The 21204-nt window shown below is 33.1% G+C and carries 17 protein-coding genes; 1 reads left to right on the top strand and 16 read right to left on the bottom strand.

Translation table 11 applies throughout. From position 1 onward, the window contains the following. Positions 1-13: 13 nt before the first annotated feature. The 10 genes from LGK97_RS12090 to uvrB form a co-directional block, all read right to left on the bottom strand. Entirely contained in the window at positions 14-1363 is a 1350-nt protein-coding gene (locus tag LGK97_RS12090; protein ID WP_413228433.1) for a gluconeogenesis factor YvcK family protein, read from the bottom strand. Then, positions 1363-2247, bottom strand: coding sequence for an RNase adapter RapZ (rapZ, locus tag LGK97_RS12085; protein ID WP_226260030.1), 885 nt, complete (start codon positions 2245-2247; stop codon positions 1363-1365). The genes LGK97_RS12090 and rapZ overlap by 1 nt, the downstream gene beginning before the upstream one ends. Before the next feature lie 173 nt (positions 2248-2420). After that, positions 2421-3335 carry a UDP-N-acetylmuramate dehydrogenase gene (murB, locus tag LGK97_RS12080; RefSeq protein ID WP_226260029.1) on the bottom strand — a complete coding sequence of 305 codons (915 nt, stop codon included), beginning with the start codon at positions 3333-3335 and terminating at the stop codon, positions 2421-2423. 159 nt (positions 3336-3494) lie between these two features. After that, positions 3495-5369 (bottom strand): excinuclease ABC subunit UvrC, encoded by a 1875-nt coding sequence (uvrC, locus tag LGK97_RS12075; protein WP_226260028.1) that lies wholly within the window; start codon positions 5367-5369, stop codon positions 3495-3497. 23 nt (positions 5370-5392) lie between these two features. Continuing rightward, a complete protein-coding gene (locus LGK97_RS12070) occupies positions 5393-5995 on the bottom strand; it encodes a metal-dependent hydrolase (RefSeq protein ID WP_226260027.1) in 603 nt (200 codons plus the stop codon). Between the two features lie 186 nt (positions 5996-6181). After that, the gene (locus LGK97_RS12065) at positions 6182-7606 is read right to left on the bottom strand and encodes a peptidoglycan D,D-transpeptidase FtsI family protein (protein WP_226260026.1); all 1425 of its coding nucleotides are present in this window, start codon (positions 7604-7606) and stop codon (positions 6182-6184) included. Beyond that, entirely contained in the window at positions 7599-8843 is a 1245-nt protein-coding gene (locus LGK97_RS12060) for an FtsW/RodA/SpoVE family cell cycle protein (RefSeq protein ID WP_226260025.1), read from the bottom strand. The genes LGK97_RS12065 and LGK97_RS12060 overlap by 8 nt, the downstream gene beginning before the upstream one ends. A gap of 71 nt (positions 8844-8914) precedes the next feature. Continuing rightward, positions 8915-9343 (bottom strand): FHA domain-containing protein, encoded by a 429-nt coding sequence (locus tag LGK97_RS12055; protein ID WP_264175029.1) that lies wholly within the window; start codon positions 9341-9343, stop codon positions 8915-8917. Positions 9344-9412: 69 nt separating this feature from the next. After that, positions 9413-12235 carry an excinuclease ABC subunit UvrA gene (uvrA, locus tag LGK97_RS12050; RefSeq protein WP_226260023.1) on the bottom strand — a complete coding sequence of 941 codons (2823 nt, stop codon included), beginning with the start codon at positions 12233-12235 and terminating at the stop codon, positions 9413-9415. Positions 12236-12281: 46 nt separating this feature from the next. Further along, positions 12282-14267, bottom strand: coding sequence for an excinuclease ABC subunit UvrB (gene uvrB / locus LGK97_RS12045; RefSeq protein ID WP_226260022.1), 1986 nt, complete (start codon positions 14265-14267; stop codon positions 12282-12284). A gap of 419 nt (positions 14268-14686) precedes the next feature. On the opposite strand from uvrB, the gene LGK97_RS12040 reads away from it, so the two are divergent. Beyond that, positions 14687-15067, top strand: coding sequence for a Rid family detoxifying hydrolase (locus tag LGK97_RS12040; RefSeq protein ID WP_226260021.1), 381 nt, complete (start codon positions 14687-14689; stop codon positions 15065-15067). A 107-nt stretch (positions 15068-15174) separates the two neighbouring features. Here the strand turns inward: LGK97_RS12040 and LGK97_RS12035 are convergent, their stop codons facing one another. The 6 genes from LGK97_RS12035 to LGK97_RS12010 form a co-directional block, all read right to left on the bottom strand. Continuing rightward, a complete protein-coding gene (locus tag LGK97_RS12035) occupies positions 15175-15435 on the bottom strand; it encodes a hypothetical protein (protein WP_226260020.1) in 261 nt (86 codons plus the stop codon). A gap of 424 nt (positions 15436-15859) precedes the next feature. Further along, entirely contained in the window at positions 15860-17152 is a 1293-nt protein-coding gene (locus LGK97_RS12030; protein WP_226260019.1) for a PDZ domain-containing protein, read from the bottom strand. A gap of 274 nt (positions 17153-17426) precedes the next feature. After that, entirely contained in the window at positions 17427-18707 is a 1281-nt protein-coding gene (locus LGK97_RS12025) for a S41 family peptidase (protein WP_226260018.1), read from the bottom strand. A gap of 88 nt (positions 18708-18795) precedes the next feature. Beyond that, positions 18796-19695, bottom strand: a complete 900-nt coding sequence (ftsX, locus tag LGK97_RS12020; protein ID WP_226260017.1) for a permease-like cell division protein FtsX — start codon at positions 19693-19695, stop codon at positions 18796-18798. Further along, a complete protein-coding gene (gene ftsE, locus LGK97_RS12015; RefSeq protein ID WP_226260016.1) occupies positions 19685-20371 on the bottom strand; it encodes a cell division ATP-binding protein FtsE in 687 nt (228 codons plus the stop codon). The genes ftsX and ftsE overlap by 11 nt, the downstream gene beginning before the upstream one ends. A gap of 278 nt (positions 20372-20649) precedes the next feature. Further along, positions 20650-21006, bottom strand: a complete 357-nt coding sequence (locus tag LGK97_RS12010) for a hypothetical protein (protein ID WP_226260015.1) — start codon at positions 21004-21006, stop codon at positions 20650-20652. Positions 21007-21204: the final 198 nt, after the last annotated feature.

Raw genomic sequence — 21204 nt, 5'->3', positions numbered from 1 at the left:
AAATATTAATTTATTATTTGTTTTTATGTTCCTTGAGCCTCTCTGATAAATAAAGGTACTCAACTATTTTTTCTTTATCATAAAATAGTTTTTTCTCCATAATTGTTTCAATCAAAATAGAAGCAAGTTTTTTTTCATCATGCCTTACATAGCCTTTCCTTACTTTAACAAGGTCACTTTTAATTACCCCTATGCCTAGCTTTTTAACTTCTTCTTCATTTATATTAACTATATTAGAATTATCTTTAAGATATTTTTCTTCTAGGTCACTATTTATTGTACCTATGTTTACTAAAACATAATCGATAACTTTGCATTTAGCATGTTTATTAATTGCCATTATATGATCGGATACAGTGTAGTTATCACTTTCCCCTGGTTGAGTCATAACATTTGACACATAAATTCTTAAGGCTCTTGTCTTATTCAACGCCTCTCTTATTTCCCTTACTAATAAATTGGGGATAATACTAGTATATAGGCTACCCGGCCCTAGGATTACTGCATCTGCTTCATTCAAAGCAATTAATGCTTCTTTAATTGCTTTAGCATCTTTTGGTTCTATAAAAACCTCATCAATACCGCTATTATACTCTAGTGCAGCTTTCGGAATATTGGATTCTCCTTGGATCACTCTTCCATTCTTAAGTCTTGCCTTTAAAATCATATTATCTAAAGTTACAGGGATAACCCTTCCTGTAACTGCCAGGACCGAGCTCATCTTCTGAACAGCCTCTTCGAAATTATTTGATATTCCATCCATTGCTGCTAAAAACAAGTTGCCAAAACTTTGATCTTTTAGCCTTCCATCTTTAAACCTATACTGTAGTAACTCCTCCATAAGTGGCTCTGTATCAGCTAAGGCTAAAATACAATTTCTAATGTCCCCAGGAGGGAGCATACCTAAATCCTCTCTTAAAACCCCGGATCCTCCACCGTCATCTGCTACAGTAACTATTGCAGTTATATTATTAGTATATTTTTTTAAGCCTCGGAGCATAGTTGCAAGTCCAGTACCTCCTCCGATTACTACAATTTTAGGTCCCTTTACAAGCAATCTCTTAGCCTGCAGTGAATTCCCTGATTTTTTCGAATTTATGGCCACCTCTAAGTTTCTTGTATTTATCAATATAATAAAATACTTAATACCTTGAACTGCTGCTACATATATATTTAAAACTCCAATTCCTATAAGTAATATGGGAATTGCTATACTTTGCAAAGAAAAATCTTTTTTATCTATAGACAAAATAGCTCCGAAAACCAAAAATAACAACCCCATAATACCTAGGATAATCCATCTTTTTATACTGATTCCAGACTTAAGCGATGCCCTATTTGCTATAGCTTTTCGCCATGGCATCATAGCTTTCCGCCACCTCGATTTACATCTTCATTTATATCTCTGTGATCTATATTAACACTATATCCACTACGATCTAATATTTCATGGATTCTATTAGCTATGGCTACAGACCTATGTCTTCCCCCAGTACAGCCTATAGAAACAATTAGCTGCCTTTTTCCCTCTTTTTTATAATTTGGGATGAGGTACTCTAGCATATCTTGAAGTTTATCTATAAATACTTTTGTGCCCTCAAACTCTAATACATAATCTCTAACAGGTTTATCATTCCCTGAAAACTGCTTAAGTTCTGGAATATAATATGGATTTGGTAAAAACCTAACATCAAATACCAAATCTGAATCCATAGGTATCCCATATTTAAATCCAAAAGAAAGCACAGTTATCATAATCTTAGTTTCCATTTGACCTTCTTCACCATAAATATCGTTTATTTCTTCTGTAAGCTCTCTTGCAGAAAGTTTAGTTGTATTAATAATATGGTCAGCACGTTCACGTACATCCTTAAGTTTTCGCCTCTCTGTAGCAATTCCATTTAAAACTCTACCTTCTGGTGCTAATGGATGTTTTCGCCTTGTCTCCTTATATCTTTTAATAAGAGCTTCATCTGAGGCCTCTAAAAACAGTATTTCATACTTATATCCTTCTGCTTTTAGATAGGTTAGACTTCCGAATAAATCATCAAAGAACTTTCCTCCCCTAATGTCTATAACTAACGCAATCTTATCTATATTTCCATTACTTTGATAACAGGCCTCTGCAAACTTTGGGATTAACGAAGGTGGCAAATTATCCACACAAAAAAATCCTAAATCTTCTAGGTTCCTTATAGTTTGAGTTTTCCCAGCACCTGATAATCCTGTCAAAATAACAAATCTCATTAAAAAACCTCCTAAGCTAATGCCAATTTTATTTATTAATTATAACACATTTAAAGCTAATTAAATTAATCATGGCACAAAAAATACACAACAATTAAATTGTTGTGCATTTTAAAATCTTAGTAAATATCCTGGTCTACTAATAACACCTTTTAAAAGTAATTTTTCAAAGATTAATCTTCTCCCCAAATCCTTACCTCAGTGGTTAGTTCTACTCCAAACTTTTCTCGTACTTCATTTTGAACAAATACAATTAGATCTAGAATATCCTTTGCACTTGCATCATTTTTATTAATAATAAATCCTGAATGTTTTTCAGACACCTGTGCTCCACCAACATAAACGCCTTTCAAATTACAATCTTGTATTAGCTTACCTGAAAAATATCCTTCTGGCCTTTTAAATGTACTTCCTGCTGACGGATATTCTAACGGTTGAATATCACTTCTTTTTTTAGCAAGGGTGTCCATTCTTGCTTTTATGACTTCTTTGTCCCCTTCATGAAGGCTCAAAGTAACTTTTACTACAGCATACCCATGCTTTAGTATAGCACTACTTCTATACGAAAGATCCATTTCATCCTTGGTTAAAGTTAATAATTCACCATCACTATTAATGGCTAATACACTTTCTAGAATCATAGACATTTCACCATCATAGGCCCCTGCATTCATAGCCGCTGCTCCACCAATGCTACCTGGAATTCCACTTGCAAACTCCATACCTTTAAGTGCAATACCTAATGCTACTTGTGCCACATTGTGCAAACTAGCTCCACCTTGTGCTATTATTTTGTTTCCTTCTACCTGAATCTTATCAAGCTTAGTTAGTTTTATAACTACCCCTCTAATTCCACCGTCGCGTACAATTAAATTAGAACCATTACCCATTAAATAATACTTAACCTTATTTTTATTACAAATTCTTATTATAGCTTGAACTTCTAAATCATCTTCTGGAGTTACTAATATGTCAACTAACCCACCTACTTTGAAGGAAGTATGACTTTTCATAGGTTCATCTATCATTATATTCGCTTTGCTCGTTACTTCATCTAATTGTCTTGCTACTTCTGCATAATTTTCCATATAAAACTCCTTGAAAATATTAATATATTTGTATAGATTTATGTTGTAAGCTTTATAGCTTATGCTATTAAAGTTATAACCCATATAGTTTAACCCTTTTCCTAAGATATTTCAACAGTTTAAATTCATAGTTTATACTTCAAGCCTCTTTCTCTTTTGTTATTTATTTTTTTTAAAATACTCTAAAACACACTGCGCGGCCTTACTATCCATAGATGGCGTCTCCGATAGTTCCTTGCTACTTGCATTTTTTATGTTGTCAATGCTACCAAATTTCTTTAATAACTCTCTTCTTCTTTTTTCTCCTACATTAGGTATGTTATCTAATATAGAATATAAAGTTCTTTTATCTCTTAAAGTTCTATGATAAGTAATGGCAAATCTGTGTACCTCATCTTGTATTCTAGTAATTAAGTGCATACCTTGAGAATTGCTCCTCATAAGTAGTTCTATATTATTATATATTAAACCTCGTGTTTTGTGCTTGTCATCCTTAACCATTCCACAAACTGGTATATTAATATTAAGGCTATTTAGAACTTCTAATGCTACATTAACTTGACCTTTTCCACCATCCATTAGAATTAAATCAGGAAATATGCAAAATTTACCCTTACTTAATTCTAAATTTCTATCCTTTATTTTTTCTACTTCCAAAAGCCCACGTCTAAATCTTCGTTCTAGGATTTCCCTCATGCTATCATAATCATTAGCTCCTATTACAGATTTTATTTTAAACCTCCTATAGTCACTACTTTTGGGTTTCCCATCCTCAAAAACTACCATGCTGCCTACAGAATCTACTCCCATTATATTTGAAATGTCGTAGGACTCAATTCTCTGTGGCACCTCGGTAAGCTCCAATAACTCCACAAGCTCCTGAAGTGCAACTTTATGAAGTTCCTTATCTTGCTTATCCTTTAACTTAAATTGTTCTAACGTGATTTTAGCATTGTTCTCTACCATTTCTAAGGTTTTTTTCTTTTCTCCCTTTTGAGGAACCTTAATGATTACCTTTGAACCTTTTTTAGAGCTAAGCCATTGCTCTAGAATCTCTACTTCTTTTATAAAAGGCACATATATGGTTTTAGGAATAAATGCTGTGCCTCCATAAAACCGTTTTATAAATTCTTCAATAAGTTCACTTACTGGCCCCTCTGCATCGTCCACCTCATCATTTAGTATGAAATGTTCCCGTCCTACTATCTTGCCATCACGAAGAAAAAATATCTGTATGCAGACATCCTTTTCATCAACATATACATTTATAAAATCTTCATTCTCACAATTTCCTATTACAATTTTTTGCTTTTCATTTATTTTATCTATAGCCATTATTTTATCTCGAATAAGGCCTGCCTTTTCAAACTCCAAGATTTCTGCTGCACTTTCCATTTCTTTTCTAAGTCCATTTTTTATATTTTTATCTTTTCCAGTGAGTAGATCCACCGTATCCTTTATTATTTCACCATACTCCCCTTTACTGATAAATCCTGCACATGGCGCCTTGCATAATCCAATATGATAATTCAAACAAGGTCTAGTACTTGGTAATCCTTCTTTTATAACCCTCTTACAAGTTCTAAGAGGAAATATCTTTTTTATAAGTTCCATGGTACTATATACTGCTGCTGAATCTGTATAGGGACCAAAATATTTCGCACCATCATTTGCAATATTTCTGGTCACAAATATCCTTGGAAATTCCTCATTTATAGTTAGCTTTATAAATGGATAGTGCTTATCATCCTTTAGCAAAATATTATATCTTGGACTATACTTTTTAATAAGATTACACTCTAAAATCAAGGCCTCCATTTCTGAATCAGTTACAATATATTCAAACTCAGTTATATTTTTTACCATAGCCTTCACTTTTTCAGAATGATTTTTTGAATTTTGGAAGTACTGTCTTACTCTATTTTTTAATATTTTAGCTTTCCCCACATAAATTACTTCACCAAGGTGATTTCTCATAAGATATACACCTGGTGACTCTGGTAAAACTTTTAGTTGATATTCAAAATCAAACACACACAGACCTCCTCTAAACTATTCTAAAGCATTTTGGGCAGTGCATAAACTATGTACACAACTCCAAAAATCATAATTATTTCTTCAATTAACTTACCCGCTTTAGACCCCACCTTATAAGTACAAGGAAACTTAAACTTTCTATTTGAAAAGGGATAAAACAGTGGTACTCCCATTTTAGTAAACATATCTCCTACTAAATGAGATCCATATCCTATAATAAATGGATAAACTAAAGGTGGAAGCAAGTATTTTGTGCAAGTATATCCTAGCATGAGCATTAGAAGCATCATACCTGTCAAACTATGCAAGAGCCCATTTCTATGAGTTGATAATCCAATAATTATAAAGCACACTGCTAAAGATTTCAAGGCAAGTTCCTTGGTATACAAAAAATCAAACCATAATATTATTATTCCCAAGCAAATATATATTGTTACTTTAGTAGTTTTGTTTTTAAAGGGTAAAATATACTTATTAATCATACTTTTAGGATGATCTACATCTGGTAATATTGAAGCAAAAAACACCAAAATCATACCTATATAATTAAATTTCCCGGGCAATTGATTACAAATTGCTACATATATCACACTGCCAATGCCAGCATGAGTCTTTCCTGTCATTTACAGTCACCTTCTTTAGTTAAATCATCATATTGCTACTGCAATATTAACAATATTGTCATCTTTAGTTTATTACTTCTTTTTAAATATATTAGGTCTTTTTATGTAAAATATAATAAAGCCAGATATTAGTTAAATATCTGACTTTATTATATCACCTTTCTGCACATATGTTCGTGTATTTTGTTATTTATTCAAATAGCTTTTAATAAGTTCTCTAGTAATTTCTGCAGCAATTCCACCACCAACTCCTCCTTCTTCTACAATTACCGCTATGGCAATTTGAGGGCTATCGTAAGGTGCAAAACCAATGAACCAAGAATGTGGTGCTTCTTGCTTACTAGGATCATCATTATGATCCGCAGTACCTGTTTTCCCAGAAACCACTATTCCAGGCAGAGTTGCGTTACCACCTGTACCTTCAATCACTACTGCTTTCATTAACTCCTTCATGATATTAGCATTTCCCTTTGTAATAACTTGTTCTAAACGTTTAGGCTCTATCTTCTTTATAGACTTTCCCTTACTATCTAATATTTCTTTAACCATCATAGGTTCCATCATAATTCCATCATTAGCAATTGTACTTACAACTAACGCCATTTCCATGGGTGTAGCTAAAACTGCACTTTGGCCAATAGCGCTCTGTGCAATGTTACCTTTTTCATTGCTTTTATAGCTTGGGAACCTACTATTATCAATAGTTAATCCTATAGATGGGGTATCCCTATTAAAATAAAACTTTTCTGCTGTTTCCTTTAACGCCTTATTCCCTAAATCAATACCTAAAGTTCCAAAAACCACATTGCTAGAATGCACAAAAGCGGTTTTAAAATCTATATTTCCTAAGACTTCACCATCATAGTTTTTCAAGGATTCTCTTTCATTGAAAACTAACTTACCTTCATCATTAAAAGTTTTATCATAGATACTAGGTAGATTCTCTAAAGCACTTATTGCAGTTATTGTTTTAAAAACAGAACCTGGCGGATATAATCCTGATACTGCCCTATTAAGCAGTGGAACTTGCTTATTTTCAACTATGTCCTTCCAATTCTTATTCAAATTGTTTGGATCATAAGAAGGCTTAGACACCATGGCTAAAATTTCCCCAGTCTTAGGGTTAATAGCCACTACCGCACCTCTCTTATCTCCTAAAAGTTCAAAAGCTTTCATTTGTAGTTTTGAATCAAGAGTAGTTCTTAGGCCATTACCAACCTTTTCCTCAGTATCTTTACTAAAAAACAAATATTTTGAAACTCCCGTATTTCTTCCCATAAGCTCTTCATCATATTTCTTTTCAAGCCCAGAAAGACCATATACAGGGTTCATATAACCTAAAGCATGAGCAAAAACTTCTCCTTGCAAATATTGTTGCTTTTGAGACACTGCATCTATCTTTGTGCTTTTAGTTAATGCTTTCATGTCTTTATCGTAAATTGTTCCTCTGAGCACCTTATTTCTTTCTGCCCATAACCTGCTATTAAAGGTGCTAGATACTGCTTTTTCACTATTAAATATATAAAAATAAGTTATATAGGAAATCAAAGCAACAAAAAATATTAAAAACACAAACATTACCTTTTTTATATTATTCATAAAATCATTCATAACTTTGTCCATCCTCCGAGATCTTTTGAAGTATGCCTAAGGAAAAGAAAGTTATTATCATGGAACTTCCACCGTAACTCACTAGAGGTAGGGTTATACCTGTTAGAGGAATGGCTCCAACTACACCTCCCACTATAACCAATACTTGAGAAGCTATCATAGTACTATATCCCACTGCAAGTAGCCTTGAAAACTTATCCTTTCCATGAATAGGCACTCTCATGCATCTGTAAAATAATAAAAAATATAAAATAAGCATTCCAAATCCAGTAAGTAAGCCCATCTCCTCACAAATTGCTGCAAAAATAAAGTCTGTAGTAACTACAGGAACCATTGTAGGATATCCAAGTCCAAGACCAGTTCCAGAAAGTCCCCCTGCCGCTATAGAAATTATTGATTGTACAACTTGATGTCCTTGATCATATCCATATTTCCATGGATCTCCCCAAATCAAAACCCTAAGCCGTACATGGCCAAAAAGCTTGTAGCTTATAAATGCGCCTACCATAAAAAGTGCCAAACATACTACTACATATTTGAATTTTGATGTAGCAATATATAACATAGTCACTGAAATAGCAAAAAATATAAGTGCTGATCCTAAATCCTTTTGAAGTACCATAAAACCAAGTGAAACCATAACCACAATTCCAGGTTCAATTAAGGATTTTAATCTGGCGAACTCAGAACGCCCCTTAAGATTTTCACCATAATATTGTAGTGATGCAGCCAAATATGCCACCAAAGATAGCTTACCAAACTCTGTTGGTTGGAGACTGAAGCCTTTTATAATTATCCAATTTTTTGACCCATTAATTTCTTCTCCAAATAAACTTCCCATGGACATAAGAATAAGGGTGCATATCATATAAAACATCTTGTACTTACCAAAGCTAGTTAAGCTTGGAAAAAGCACTACCACTAAAACAAAAATAGCAATCCCTACCGTGTACCATATGAGTTGTTTAAGTGCAACAGGAGAGTCTAGTCTATATAATATTCCCATTCCAATAACCGCCAAAACATTTGAAAACAGCAAAATATATTTATCTCCATCGGGAAAAAATCTTCTTATTATAAAATAGGAATAAGCAAAAAGTAAGCATACTATTACACCCATTATTATTGCGCCTTTATCAAACCCATCTTTGCCTATAAGAAACATATTTAAAAACAAAACTATACATAAGAGATAGGTATACTTTAAAAGTTGCCTTTCTTCTTTTATGCTTTCCATACTATCACCTCTTTCACTCCCGACTTTAGTTCCTATTGCTAAACCTCTTAAAACCTTGTAAACATTATAATCTATCCTATAACCTTAAAGATTGAAGTTCCTATTTGGATATCATCACCTTTTTTTATACCCACTTTATCTATCACTCTTTTGCCATTCATTAATGTACCGTTAGTACTTTTTAAATCTTGTAGAATATAATCTGTATTTTTGAGATATATGATTGCATGTTTAGATGACACATATTTATCCCCTAATATTAAAAGATTATCTTCATTTCTACCAATTGATAGTTCATTGTTTAGGGGAATAACAGCGCCAACCCTTAAATTAAAATTCTCTCCTCTTTCTATAACTTCCAGGCCCATAGGTCTCTTTATTACTGGTTTTTTCTTTCCGCCACCTTTAACATCTTTATACATTATTCGGAGAGCAAATATTATTATAATGTAAATAATTCCTATAATTATAAATTTCATAATCAAGCTTATATTAGCCATACACACTTTCTCCTCTTTTAAAAAATAATGAAAGACTAGCATTGAATTAATATGCTAGCCATAACTGAATTATAACATCTTTTTTAAATATTGTCCTGTATATGAATTTACATTTAAGGATATTTCTTTCGGGGTTCCACTGCATAAAATGGTACCTCCCATATCTCCACCTTCTGGACCTAAGTCTATAACATGATCTGAACACTTTATAACATCTAAGTTATGTTCTATTACAACTACAGTATTTCCTGAATCTACAAGCCGTTGAAGTATTTTAATAAGTTTGCTCACATCATCAATATGAAGTCCTGTAGTAGGCTCATCTAAGATATAAAAGGTCTTTCCTGTACTTCTTTTAGATAGCTCTGACGCAAGCTTAATTCTTTGAGCCTCACCACCAGATAATTGTGTAGAAGGTTGACCTAACCTAATATACCCAAGTCCAACATCCATTAAGGTTTGGAATTTGGTATATATTCTAGGGATATTTTCAAAGAACGATACAGCCTCCTCCACTGTCATATTTAAAATTTCATCAATATTTTTGCCCTTATACTTAACTTCTAAAGTTTCTCTATTATATCTTTTACCTTTGCAAACCTCACAAGGAACATATACATCAGATAAAAACTGCATTTCTATTTTGATTATTCCATCACCCTTGCAGGCTTCACACCTTCCACCCTTTACATTAAAGCTAAATCTACCTGGCTTATAGCCACGAATCTTTGCTTCGGAGCTCATGGAAAATACATCTCTAATTATATCAAATACCCCAGTATATGTAGCCGGATTAGATCTTGGAGTACGTCCAATAGGCCCTTGATCAATATTTATAATTTTATCTATATTCTCTACCCCTAGAATATCCTTATGAAGGCCTGGATTTTTCTTAGAGTTATTTAACTTCTTGTTGATACCCTTATACAGGATTTCATTTATTAAAGTACTCTTTCCAGAGCCTGAAACACCTGTAACAGAAGTAAATACTCCTAAGGGGAAATCTACACTAACATTCTTAAGATTATTTTGCTTTGCATTAACTATTTTTATACTATTTCCATTGGATACTCTAGTTTCTTTTGGAGCCTCAATTCTTTTTTTACCACTTAAATACTGACCAGTAATTGATCCCTCACAGTTTTTTACCTCTTCTAAAGTTCCAGCTACAACAACTTGCCCACCATGTTCTCCTGCTCCTGGTCCAATATCTACAATAAAATCTGCTGCTTCCATGGTATCCTCATCATGTTCCACCACAACCAAGGTATTTCCTAAATCTCTTAGATGCTTTAATGTCATAATAAGTTTTTCATTATCTCTTTGATGGAGTCCAATACTTGGCTCATCTAAAATATATAAAACTCCCATTAAACTTGAACCTATCTGTGTTGCTAGCCTTATTCTTTGAGCTTCCCCACCAGACAAAGTACCTGCTGATCTAGATAAATTCAAATAATTAAGTCCCACATTCTTAAGAAAACTTAACCTACTATTTATTTCTTTAAAAATCTGATTTGCTATAAGCTCATTTTTTTCCGATAACTTAATTTGATCTAAAAACCCAACTTCATCGGTTATAGACATTTTGCAAAACTCATATATATTCTTATCTCCAACTGTCACCGCTAATGCCTCTGGGCTTAATCTTGCACCCTTGCATTTAGGGCATGGATTATCGCTCATATACTGCTCTACTTCTCTTTTTATATAATCAGAAGAAGTTTCAAAATATCTTCTTTTTAAATTGTTTATTATACCTTCATAAGCGTGGTTAAAGGTACCAGTTCTAAATTCCTTAACATAGTCAACCTTAAGTTTCTCTCCGTTAGTTCCATATAGTAGCATCTTCAGAATATCTGGATCATACTTTTCAATCGGTGCATCTAGATCAAACTTATATTTTTTGCTTAAAGCCCTGAGTACTGCAAAAGTCCAGGAGTCTTCCTTAAGACTACCTTCTCCAAAAGACATAATAGCTCCGCCAGCAATACTCTTACTTCTATCTGGTATTATTAAATCCTCATCAATTTCCATAAGAGTACCAAGACCATCACAGGTATCGCACTTACCAAAGGGTGAATTGAAAGAAAACATCCTAGGTTCTAACTCTCCTAAGCTAATTCCGCAATCTATACAAGCAAAATGTTCACTAAAAAGAAGATCTTCACCATCTATAATACTAGCTATGGCAGTTCCCTCTGCCAATTTCAAAGCACTTTCCAAGGATTCAGAAAGCCGTCCACGAGATTCCTCTTTTACAGAAATTCTATCAATGACTATTTCTATACTGTGCTTTTTATTTTTTTCAAGCTTTATTTCTTCTTCCATAAGCTCCACTGTAGTTCCATCTATTCTAGCTCTTACAAATCCATTCTTCTTAATATTCTCTAATATTTTCTCATGCTCACCCTTTTTCCCCCTTATCACAGGCGATAAAATTAAAAGCTTAGTTTTAGGTGGCATTTCCATTATTGTATCCACCATTTGGTCTACAGTCTGTTGAGTAATAATCTTGCCACATTTAGGGCAATGAGGCGTCCCAACCTTTGCATAAAGAAGTCTCAAGTAATCATAAATTTCAGTTACAGTACCCACTGTGGACCGTGGATTTCTATTAGTGGTTTTCTGATCTATGGAAATAGCAGGAGATAGCCCCTCTATGTATTCCACATCTGGCTTATCCATATTACCTAAAAATTGCCTTGCATAGGCTGATAGTGACTCTACGTATCTTCTTTGTCCTTCTGCATATAATGTATCAAAAGCTAATGAAGATTTACCAGACCCTGAAAGCCCAGTAAATACAACAAACTTATCCCTAGGTATCTCTAAATCAACGTTTTTTAAATTGTGAACCTTAGCACCTTTTATAAAAATCTTATCCCTCATAGTTCCTCCTCTGTAATTAAGCAATCAAATCATCTTTTGAAATATCTTAAATGTTTTTAATCTGCTTTTTCAATTTATAAATTATATCTCTAAGCTGCGCAGCTCTTTCAAATTGTAAATCCTTAGCTGCTTGCTTCATTTCTTTTTCATACTTATCCATTAACTTTTTAGTGACCTCAGAATTTACCTCCATAGCCGCTTCAAGGGTTTCATAAACCACTTCATCCTCTGCCACCATAATAGATCCAATTACCTCCCTAATATCTTTAATAATAGTAGTTGGAGTAATCCCATTTTCTTCATTATAGGCTATCTGGATTTTTCTACGTCTATTAGTTTCAGCAATGGCCCTTGCCATAGATTTTGTAATATTATCTGCATACATTATTACTTTACTTTCTGAATTTCTCGCAGCTCTTCCTATAGTTTGAATAAGTGCAGTTTCCGAACGCAAGAATCCTTCCTTATCCGCATCTAATATAGCAACAAGTGCTACCTCAGGAATATCTAAGCCTTCCCTTAAAAGATTTATGCCTACTAGCACATCATGATTACCCAGCCTTAGATCCTGAATAATCTTCATTCTTTCTATAGTATCAATATCTGAGTGCAGATAGGTAACCTTTACTCCTATTTCTTTTAAGTACTTAGTTAAGTCCTCTGACATTTTTTTTGTAAGGGTTGTAACTAAAATTCTAAACCCTTTTTTTATTGTATCCTGAATACTAGCATATAAATCATCTATTTGCCCTTTAACGGGTCTTATTTCTATTTCAGGATCTAGTAGTCCTGTAGGTCTTATTACTTGCTCTGCAACGTTTTCACTATGCTCACCTTCGTAAACATTTGGAGTTGCACTTACGAAGACTGTTTGATTTAAACTACCCTCAAACTCTTGAAAAGTTAATGGTCTATTGTCATAAGCAGAAGGAAGTCTAAATCCATATTCCACTAAATTAGTTTTTCTTGATTTATCTCCCCCAAACATAGCTCTAACCTGAGGAAGAGTTACGTGGCTTTCATCTATAAACATTAAAAAATCCTTAGGGAAATAATGCATCAAAGTTTGAGGCGCTGTCCCCGCAGGCCTGCCATCTAAAATCCTAGAATAGTTCTCAATTCCACTACAGTAACCAACCTCTCTCATCATTTCAATATCAAAGTTAGTTCTTTGTCTAAGTCTTTGTGCCTCTAAAGCCTTATCCTGAGAGGTAAGCTCCTTAAGCCTCTGCTCTAGTTCTTCTTCTATCCTAGTTATTGCAATCTCCAGCTTATCCTTTGAAGTAGCAAAGTGAGATGCAGGAAAAATAGATACATGCTTTCTAGTTCCAAGGATTTCCCCTGTAAGCACATCAAAAGATCTAATTTTCTCTATTTCATCACCAAAAAACTCCACCTTAATTCCTTCACTTGAAGAAGATGCAGGGAATATATCCAAGGTGTCTCCCCTAACTCTAAAAGTACCACGAATAAAGTTAATGTCATTTCTTTCATACTGTATATCTATTAAATCTCTTATAACCTTATTTCTGTCCTTTTCCATGCCTTCCCTTAAAGACACCGTGAGTTTTTTATACTCTTCTGGGTTACCAAGTCCATATATGCATGAAACTGAAGCCACCACAATAACATCATTACGCTCTAGCAATGCTGATGTAGCTGAATGCCTTAGTTTATCTATATCGTCATTAACAGATGAGTCCTTTTCTATGAATGTATCCGTCTGAGCAACATAAGCCTCAGGTTGATAATAATCATAGTAAGACACAAAATATTCCACACAATTATCCGGAAAAAACTCTCTAAATTCTGAGCAAAGTTGCGCTGCTAGAACCTTATTATGAGCCAGCACCAATGTGGGTTTTTGAACTCTCTCAATAATATTGGCCATAGTAAAAGTCTTTCCAGAACCAGTTACTCCTAAAAGAGTTTGAAACTTCTTTCCTTCCTCGATTCCTTTCACAAGACTATCAATTGCCTGTGGCTGGTCTCCAGTAGGTTTAAACTTTGAATGCAATTTAAATTCATGCATAAAATCACCGCCTTGTATTGCTATATGTTGTATAAAAATTATTAATTATCATGTATCATCTGAACATTTGTTCGTCACTTAATATTTTAACTATAAGTTTTTGATATGTCAAATATATTGTATCCTAATCTAGGTGCAACAATTATGATATTTCTCCTGCGTGCCTTGCAAAAGAGCTGGAAGGTAGAAATATCATACTATCCTTATGTAACTGTATTCTTAAGATACTGCGTGAGAATTGCCACGTGCAAGGTTAAAGACGCAATTTTCAGATAATCATCTCCCTTATACTTGAAGTTCATGTTATAATTAGTATATAAACAGATTAGCGCCACCCACGTGTCAAATTTAAGAAATTTATATTTTGAGTCAAGATGAATTAAAATGTTTTATCATAACCAATAAGGAGGAATTTTATCATGTTAAGAAAAGCTTACAGTGCAGCAGGAGCTGTTTCAGTTGGACCGTATTCCCATGCAATTGAATCGGGAGATTTGATATTCTTATCTGGACAAACCCCAATAGATTCCCAGACTGGAAAACTTGTTGAAGGTGATATTTGTGACCAAACAAATCAATGCTTTAAGAACCTTTTTAATGTATTGGAATCGGCAGGTTTGACACCTGATAACGTTGTAAAAGTGAATGTATTTTTAACAGATATGGGTAAATTCGCTGCAATGAATGAAGTTTATTTGAACCAGTTTTCTTTACCATATCCTGCGCGTACAACTATTGGAGTAGCTTCATTGCCTCTAGGAGCTCAGGTTGAAATTGAAATGATTGCCAGGAGAAGCTAGTGCAACCTTAATAAAGTAAAAGTTATTTAGATTATGATAATTTTGATACAGATATACAAACATCCTTAGGGTTAAACCCTAAGGATGAATATATAATCATTATTTTTTTATTTAATTGCCCTTATTTGACTAATAAAATTCTCATGTTGCTCAACTTCCCCAGTTAATTTTGTAACTTTCCCTTGTATATCAGCAAGCATATACATCATTTTGCTTTGTTCTGCTCTTGTTACCTTTGCATTTTCCTCTAGCGCTCTTTGCATCACATACATCTCATCTTGTCTTTTTTCCATACTATCTTGCTTGTTTTCCATACCGCCTAATTTAGCTAATATTAATTCAAACATATGTTTTGTTTCCATATCCATTTTAACACCTCATTTATATCGTCGTATATTATCTCAATATATTATAATAGAATTATAACATTGTAAATTTCTTTTATCAACATGCAAGAATTTACAAAAACTGAGACCTCTTTTATGTTTATTAGACTAATAGCGAGTATGAAGTTTCTCCGAAGTGACTTGCAATAAGAGGCGAAAGGACTATTGAAATTCCATTTAGAAATTCTTTCTTTGCTAATATAAAATCGTCGTAATTCCGCCAGGACGGCGGCATAGCGAGCCCGAAGCAGGACGCTGAGTGTGAGCGGTAGATGATTTTATATTCGCAAAAGATTAGAATTTCTTAATGGAATTTCTAGTACCAAGCTCGATTGCAAGGCAAGCAGGAGAAGCTTCATACTTTTTCAGACAATAAAAAAAGCGCAACCTCAGTTACGCTATAAACTCATTCCTTGTCTTTATCTTTCATTTTCTCCAGTATATCTTTAAAGCTTTCGTCATCCACTTTTACTATAGTAGTATCTTTTGGTACTTCTCTTGGCACTACAACTATTCCTAGTCTTTTGTTGCCACTCATATTACTATAACTTATGTCCTTTAGTTCTCCAGAAGGCTTTTTAATTTTAAGAGATATAGAATTATAGCTTCCTCTAATTATATTGAAAATTTCCTGTTCACTTTCTATTAATTCATTATTAAGTTCAACTATTAAATCTCCACTTTCAATTCCTATTTGGAATGCAGGTGATTTTGGCACTACTTCAAGTACCATTATACCCTGCTTACTACTAACAAATTTAGGTTTTCCAACAAGCTCCGTATGCTTTTCTATTCTTATCATTGCTTCATGGGCAACAGCAGCGAATATCAAAATAAACAGTTGGAAAACTGCTCCAAATGCTGCAAGTTGTGAAACAACTGTTAATATTACACCATATCCAATTATTAAAGCGCCTGAAGTAATACTCTTTTTTTTCTTGCTCTTAGTAAAAGTTATACTGCTATAGCCGATAACTCCATACAAAGCAACAGATGCAATAACTGACGTCTTCAAAATCTTAAGTACTATGTCCCCCTTTATTAAAGGCCACCACTGCGGAGTCATAATGCTTTGCCCTGTAACTAAATCTGATGTACTCGCACTTAAAAGTATAAGAATAGCAATTGGTAATGCCCAATATCTTTTTAATGCAAATCCACCAATAATCTTATCATCTCTATTTGTAAAAACAGGAATAGCTCCTCTTGAACCATCTATCATTACTAATCCACCCTCTATAACATGAAGTATTCCAACCAAAGTCATTAGGGTAAGAATATCTACATTTATGATATTTAACTGTGGCATATGTAGTATACTTGCTAAATATTTAGAAGCTAGACTTATTATACCGAGAACTGCACCGGAATAAGAAAAACAAATAAATCTAGGTTTAAATGCCATAAAGAATAATGACACCATAAACAGCAAGTAAATACTTGAATTTTCATCAAAAACTAAACCTAGGAAGGTAAATATTAGACTTGCCACCGCTCCAGCAGCAATTCCTATTACAACTTGAGATATAGTTAATTCGAAAGGTGAATCTATACTTTCTCCCATTATCATCTTCTGCATAATAGCTATTTTTTTATTTTTATTGTAAAAAATCAATGTAATCATCATTAAAATAAGAGCATTTGTCGGGTCTACAATTGCAGAAGCAACTGCCCTTAAAGTATGTATAGCAATGTCCATCGGATAAAATTCTCCCCTCATATCACTGTGACTATCCATATTTTCTACATGCATTATCCTCGAGCCATGCATATCATATGTGTGTACTTATTGTTGTTAAATCATCACCTGCGGTGCTGCAATATTAACAACTTCGGAAGCAGATTTAGATTGCCACAAAAGTAACTTCTCTGGACTAGGCAACTGCCACTTATAGAAGATGGCAGACTTCAAGCTTCCAAAATGTTGTTAAAAACCAAGTATCTACCAAATGACTTAGTAGATACTTGTATTATTACTTGATTTTATCCTTAGCTAGCTCTAAAGCTTTTTTAAACTGAGGATCTAATTTTCTATCATAATCTTTTTCTTTAAGTTCTTGAGGATATACAATATTTATTTCTGGCTTTATTCCAATATGATGTATATTTTCCCCAACAGGTGTATAGTACTTTGATATAGTTACTTTTAATGCAGTACCGTCATTAAACCCGTCAACACTTCTGTATAGCATAGTTTGAACTACACCCTTACCGAAAGTTTTTTCTCCAACTAAAGTACCAACTTTATAGTCCCTTACTGCTCCTGAAAAAATTTCTGAAGCGCTTGCAGTTCCTCCATCTGTTAATACTGTTAGTGGCATTCCTATAGCAGAACCACCTTTAGACTTATATTCCTTCTTATTCTTATCTTTATCTATTGTGTATGTTATAACCTTTCCTTCTGGTACAAAATTAGAAGTTACATCTACACATTGATCTAGAAGTCCACCAGGATTACCTCTTAAATCCACTATTAAGCTCTTCATGCCCTTAGCTTGCAATTCTGTTAATTTCTTTTTGAAATTATCACCAGTGTGTTCATCAAACATAGTAAGCTGAATATATCCAACACTATTTTCTAGCATTTCACCCTTAACTGTTATAAGTTCAATCTTAGCGCGCTTCATGCTGACATCAAAGCTACCTTTTCCTTTTCTATTAATAGTTAAGGTAACTGATTCATTTTCCTTGCCTTTCATCATTGAAACAGCTTTTTCAAGCTCTTTTCCAGATACATCTGTCCCATTAACCTTTTCAATAATATCTCCAGAAATTATTCCAGCTTTTTTGGCTGGCGATTCATCAAATGGAGCAATTACAACTATATTATTTTCTTTAACTCCTACCTGTAACCCAAGGCCCGTATAAGCCCCTTCTGTTTGAGTGTTAAAATCTAAGAACTCTTTCTTATTCATAAAGACTGTGTAAGGATCCTCTAGGGAATTAGTCATACCCTTGATAGCTCCCTCTACTAAAACATCGTCATCAATTTTACCATCATAGTATTCATATAACTTGTTCTTAACTAAAAATAATTTTTGAAATTTTGAGATTTCGTTATAAGCTTCTCTTCCTATTATAACCTTTCCATTAGGAGTTCTTATAGAAATTTGATTTGAAACAAATAAAGTTATAACATTAGTAACTAGCACCAAAACTATAATCCACGCAATACTCTTGTTTTTTTTAGTTTTACCTACTTCGCTACGGGTTTCTACAGTTTTAAACTGATCTAACTTATTTTGATCGCCCATTTAATACACCTCTTTGTAATTCTCTATATATTATTTATGTGAATATATAGAATTTATAACACTAATAAGAAAATAAATATATTTGTTATTACACAACTAGGAATTTCCTTATTGATATAATGCTTCCTACCGCTCCAATAAACAACCCACCTAATATAAATTGCCATAAGATAGTTCCCAGTATAAAATATGGACTAATTAGAGTAAACCCTAAAAATCCTAATGATATATTCGCAAACTTTCCAAATACTACATCATAAGAATAATATAGTATTACAGTAGAAATAATTGCTCCTGCAACACCAAGTATCATTCCTTCAATAATAAATGGCCACCTTATAAACCAATCAGTAGCTCCAACATATTTCATAATACCAATTTCTTTTCGTCTTGAGTAAACAGTAAGTTTAATTGTATTTCCTATTAAGAATAAAGATACACTTATCAAAATTGCAAACAATATAAGCCCAATTACCTTAAGGGTATTGGTTATCTTTATGATCTTATCAACAATCTCACGGACATCCTTAATTTTTTCAATTCCTGAAAGCCCTTCAGCAGCTTTAACTACATTACTTACAACTTCTGGTTTTTCTACCCTTACTAAAAATGCATTAGGAAAAGGATTATCTTTTTCAAAGCCTTGTACTAACGCCTTACTATCTTCTCCAAATTGCTTCTTTACCTTTACCAGTGCATCACTTTTATTTTCAAATTTAATATTTGAAACTCCTTCTACACCGTTTAGCGCTTTTTCTATAGCTATTTTATCTGAAATTGTATACTCATCTTTAAGATAAATCTTCACCTCTAGTTTTGAACCTAATTCACTAACACCTGCATTGACATTAAAAACAATTAGTAAAAACACACCTAAAATAAACAGTGTAGCTGCAACTGTAGCCACTGATGCTATACTGACAGTTTTATTTCGTCTTAAACTCTTTAAAGCGTCCACAATAAAATATTTAATTGTACTAATCTTCATAACCGTATCTTCCCCTCTGCTCATCTCTAGCTAAAACACCTTTTTCTATAGCTATTACTCTCTTTTTCATAGAGTCTACTATATTTTTTGCATGTGTTGCCATAACTATTGTAGTACCAGCCTTATTAATATCATTTAACACATCCATGATTTCAGCTGCTGTTTCAGGGTCCAAGTTACCTGTTGGCTCATCTGCTATTAACAAAGCAGGATTGTTTACTATTGCCCTAGCAAGAGATACCCTTTGCTGCTCGCCACCAGATAATTCACGTGGAAAAGCCATATGCTTTTTTGAAAGTCCAACTAAATCCAAAACTAATGGTACCTTTTTCTTTATATCTCTTGGAGAAGCCTCTATAACTCTAAGTGCAAATGCTACATTTTCATAAACATTTAGATTATCAATTAGCCTAAAATCTTGAAAAACCAATCCAATTTTTCTTCTATAATAGGGTACCTGATTTCTGGTTAATTTCGTTAAATCTATACCATTGGAAATAACATTACCTGTAGTTGGTTCTACCTCTTTTAAAAGTGTTTTAATAAAAGTAGATTTCCCTGCTCCACTTGGCCCTACAAGAAATACAAATTCTCCTTTTTCAATAGTAATATCAATATTCGACAATGCTATTACATTATTATCGTAAATCTTAGTTACTTTGTTAAATTGTATCATATTAAACTCTCCTTACCCCATTTATGTGCTTTATTCCTGTTAAATTGCTAATAACAGTATACCATAAGCACTAACTGTATAATAAATTTTTTTTTAAAGTTTTCGTGAACTTTGAAATAAGTAATATTTTTTTATTAAAAGCATTCAAAATAATATCTATATTTATGTTTTCCTATAAAGCAAAAATTATGAACATCCTGCAAAATTATCACAACTTTTATTTTGTAAATACATATAAAATTGGTGTAGCCCAAACGGTACTACACCAATTAAGTTATTTAATAAATTCTAAATAAAGCCACATCTATTATCACTGAATAACCTAACATAAATAATGAAATAAAAAATATAACTCCAACTAAGTTCAGTACACTAAAATATTCTACCCATTTCTCTTCATAATTTAAGGGTTCCATCATTCTAGTCTTTACAAGCCCTATAGCTGAAATGGCAAGTCCAAAGCACGATACTCTTATTGTCATTCTATTTACAAAGCTAAATATTTCTTGAAGATAAAATTCTCCCCTAATTAAACTAGCTATTAACCCAACCACAGCACCTAAAATTAAAGGAACTAAAAATATCTTTAAAGATAATTTAAAACAACGAAATAAATCCTTTAAAATCCCCTTCATGAATAACCCCTCCTATTATGTTCTTTAATAATTATAACAATATTCTTCATTATAACAACATACTTTTTAAGTTTTTTATAAATAAGTAATCGAGTAGGAGCTGAATAATTAATTTATTCAGCGACCTCTCACACCACCAAGCATACCGTTCGGTACTTGGCGGTTCAATAAGATTTACCTAATCATAAATATTTTTCA

The sequence above is a fragment of the Clostridium sp. CS001 genome (assembly GCF_020443565.1).
In the GTDB taxonomy this organism is placed as follows: domain Bacteria; phylum Bacillota; class Clostridia; order Clostridiales; family Clostridiaceae; genus Clostridium_AD.
The sequence above is the reverse complement of the archived record's forward strand: the minus strand, read 5'-3'. Positions and strand labels throughout refer to the sequence as shown.

Excerpts from the sequence above, each read along its gene's own strand:
- LGK97_RS12090 (WP_413228433.1), bottom strand. The coding sequence starts at position 1,363 with ATGCCATGGCGAAAAGCTATAGCAAATAGGGCATCGCTTAAGTCTGGA.
- rapZ (WP_226260030.1), bottom strand. The coding sequence starts at position 2,247 with ATGAGATTTGTTATTTTGACAGGATTATCAGGTGCTGGGAAAACTCAA.
- murB (WP_226260029.1), bottom strand. The coding sequence starts at position 3,335 with ATGGAAAATTATGCAGAAGTAGCAAGACAATTAGATGAAGTAACGAGC.
- LGK97_RS12070 (WP_226260027.1), bottom strand. The coding sequence starts at position 5,995 with ATGACAGGAAAGACTCATGCTGGCATTGGCAGTGTGATATATGTAGCA.
- LGK97_RS12065 (WP_226260026.1), bottom strand. The coding sequence starts at position 7,606 with ATGAATGATTTTATGAATAATATAAAAAAGGTAATGTTTGTGTTTTTA.
- LGK97_RS12060 (WP_226260025.1), bottom strand. The coding sequence starts at position 8,843 with ATGGAAAGCATAAAAGAAGAAAGGCAACTTTTAAAGTATACCTATCTC.
- LGK97_RS12055 (WP_264175029.1), bottom strand. The coding sequence starts at position 9,343 with ATGGCTAATATAAGCTTGATTATGAAATTTATAATTATAGGAATTATT.
- uvrA (WP_226260023.1), bottom strand. The coding sequence starts at position 12,235 with ATGAGGGATAAGATTTTTATAAAAGGTGCTAAGGTTCACAATTTAAAA.
- uvrB (WP_226260022.1), bottom strand. The coding sequence starts at position 14,267 with ATGCATGAATTTAAATTGCATTCAAAGTTTAAACCTACTGGAGACCAG.
- LGK97_RS12040 (WP_226260021.1), top strand. The coding sequence starts at position 14,687 with ATGTTAAGAAAAGCTTACAGTGCAGCAGGAGCTGTTTCAGTTGGACCG.
- LGK97_RS12035 (WP_226260020.1), bottom strand. The coding sequence starts at position 15,435 with ATGGATATGGAAACAAAACATATGTTTGAATTAATATTAGCTAAATTA.
- LGK97_RS12030 (WP_226260019.1), bottom strand. The coding sequence starts at position 17,152 with ATGGACATTGCTATACATACTTTAAGGGCAGTTGCTTCTGCAATTGTA.
- LGK97_RS12025 (WP_226260018.1), bottom strand. The coding sequence starts at position 18,707 with ATGGGCGATCAAAATAAGTTAGATCAGTTTAAAACTGTAGAAACCCGT.
- ftsX (WP_226260017.1), bottom strand. The coding sequence starts at position 19,695 with ATGAAGATTAGTACAATTAAATATTTTATTGTGGACGCTTTAAAGAGT.
- ftsE (WP_226260016.1), bottom strand. The coding sequence starts at position 20,371 with ATGATACAATTTAACAAAGTAACTAAGATTTACGATAATAATGTAATA.
- LGK97_RS12010 (WP_226260015.1), bottom strand. The coding sequence starts at position 21,006 with ATGAAGGGGATTTTAAAGGATTTATTTCGTTGTTTTAAATTATCTTTA.